This window comes from Streptomyces sp. MMG1121, from assembly GCF_001280015.1.
In the GTDB taxonomy this organism is placed as follows: Bacteria; Actinomycetota; Actinomycetes; order Streptomycetales; family Streptomycetaceae; genus Streptomyces.
Genome location: NZ_LGDV01000244.1, coordinates 1 through 2380 on the forward strand (window position 1 = coordinate 1; position 2380 = coordinate 2380).

The 2380-nt window shown below is 64.9% G+C and carries 1 protein-coding gene and 1 pseudogene; one reads left to right on the top strand and one right to left on the bottom strand.

Translation table 11 applies throughout. The features are described 5' to 3' along the window. Positions 1–161: 161 nt before the first annotated feature. Positions 162–302, top strand: a pseudogene (locus ADK64_RS44360) (helix-turn-helix domain-containing protein); the annotation flags it as partial. Positions 303–944: 642 nt separating this feature from the next. Here the strand turns inward: ADK64_RS44360 and ADK64_RS46420 are convergent. Continuing rightward, positions 945–1283, bottom strand: a complete 339-nt coding sequence (locus ADK64_RS46420; RefSeq protein ID WP_159046450.1) for a hypothetical protein — start codon at positions 1281–1283, stop codon at positions 945–947. Positions 1284–2380 lie beyond the last annotated feature (1097 nt).

The window sequence follows — 2380 nt, forward strand, 5'->3', positions numbered from 1 at the left end:
GCCGCTCCGGGCACCTCTCCTCGTGTCGCGGCTTTCGCGGTGTCCCGCGGTGCCGTTCACGGGTATGACGGTGCCAGGGTGGACTGACACGGCTCTGACGCGTTGCTGATGGGTGCGTCTGTCTGCCGCGTTCTTGTGCCCGTGACTGACCGCCGCCTTCGCCCGTTCCCTGGCCGGCGCAGGCTCGAATGCGTTTTTTGGTGCGGCAGTTGAAGGGCACGAGGGCGGTGGCGGAGCTCCTCGGTATCTCGCGGCGTACGGTGGAGCGCTATGTGAAAGGTCAGCTGAAAAAGCTCGTTCCGGTTTCAGGGCGGCTGAGGCTTCCACGGACGATCGCCGTGTCCCTGGAGTACTGATCCACCGGCCGATGCCGGACGGAGCTACGACGGCCGCTGTGGGCGGTCCAGGCCCTGGAGGCGCGCTGGCTGAGTACGACGACGCGCACGCACGCGACAAGAGCCTGTACTTGTCCTGGCTGGCCGGCGCCTACCCCCCCCGGGGCGGCGAGGTGGAACAGGCGGCCACGGTGACTGCCCGGACCCTGGACCTGTTCGGCCCCGCGAGCGGCTCATGCCGTTCGTCCGGCAGGTGGGCAGGCACCGCTCGCTGTCCGCCGTGGCTCGACCTGGACCAGGCCGGGACGCCCTGACGCGCCCTCTTCCCGGGTTCTGCCAGGGGTGGTTTCAGTAGGGTGGACCTCCAGCTCCGGGTACCGGGCGACTGTGGTCTTCATCAGCGGCTGCCATTCCTCACCGGTGCCGGATTCCCCGTCGTGCCAGAACGCGGAGACGACTGACCGCGGTATCGGGTCGGGGTTGCCGTGGGCACCTGGAGAAAGTCAGCCATATCGCGAGCGCAACTTGACTCAGGCGGTGGTGTGGGGTGTTGATGGCGTGTTTCCCGTGGAGGGGAAAGGCGCGCGCTAGGACCGTGCTGTTGCCGGCTCAGGCCGCTGCGTGGGCTGCTGAGGCTGTCTCAGGGCTTTTGGCGGGGATGGAGCTGGTGGATGGCTGCGAGCCACTGCTGCCGGGTAGAGCCGTCGTACCGGCCCGGGGGTTGACCTTGTAGAAGCTGACGCGGCCGATTCTCTCGGCTGGGAGGAGGAATCCTCCGCGATGGAGGTTGCCGACAGAATTGCTGAAAGCGTTCGAACGCAGTTCCAGGTTCGTGCCGATCTCCCGGAACCTCTGGCGTAACGGCTCGTTTCCGGAAGGGGAGTTGAACAGGTAGTAGCCGCAGACGAGATTGTCGTTCTTGGTGTAGCCGCTGTCCTTCTTCCACATGCCGGCCGCGAGCGACTTGCTGACGGCTACATGCCTACCACCGCTGCCCCAGAGGTATGGCTGTCGCTCGGGTCGAGGAGTTCGATTCACACGTGCTCCCCGGTACGCGTACCTACTGCTGGCTTGGCCCGCCCAATGCTGCTCCTCGCTTAGGACTTTTCCCCTGAAGGGGAAATATGCGTCCAGTTCTGCTACTCGAATAGCCCTCAGCGTTGCATCACATGTGCTCTGACCTGCGGTGATGCTTGCTCCCCCTCTCCGCACCGCTCAGCCCTCGAACCTGGGCAGGCGTAGGAGTTGGTTGGACGCATCGGCTGGCGCTGTAGCGACTGTGGGCTGGGGCAGTCGCCGTGGGGCCGTCCGCTTCTTGGGTCAGTGTGGTGTTTCCGCGAGCCGAGTAGAGGGCGCTTTCGTTCCGCTGCACTGCACCTGTGCGTCGGCTGCGACTGATGGCACTGATGTCTGACTGCTGTTGTGTGTGGGTGGTTTGGTGGTGGTTGGCTCGGGGTGGTGTGGTGGCTGTCGGTAGGTGGTGTTGGTCAGTCAGTTTGTGTGTGGCGGCATGTTGTTGGTTTCCGGGCTTGTGGTTTTTCGTGGTGTTTGGTGGGGTGTGCAGGTTGGTTGGGTGTGTAGTTTTACTGGCTGTCGGTGGGTGAGGTGGCAGGGGTGTCATCGGTGGGGTGTTCTGGATCCAGTTTTGGTCCAGGCCTCAATTTTGAGGCACATGTGAGGGGACTGCCTTTGTGTCCGGTTCTTGTGTGAACGGCTTCAGGCGGTCCCCTACTCGCGCCTGACCATCCGTCATGCCTGACTCCTGTGGCGTCCCCCCCCCCACCACCCTCTTGTCGGTGCGGCTTGTTTGCTCCTGGAGCGAAGCGGAGGGAGCTTCAACATGCTTGCAAAGCAAGCATGTTGAAGTCTCGCCTGCAACGCGGGCGAGACGCGAGGGCGGAGCCCTCGCCACTCCGGGAGCGAAGCGGACGGAGTGCCAACGGGACCGCGCAGCGCTCCCGTTGAGTGGGGAGCGCAGCGAGCCACCCGCGCTCACGCGGCGCGTGAGCGCAACCCCCGCGCGCAGCGCGGGGGTTCGCTGTCAC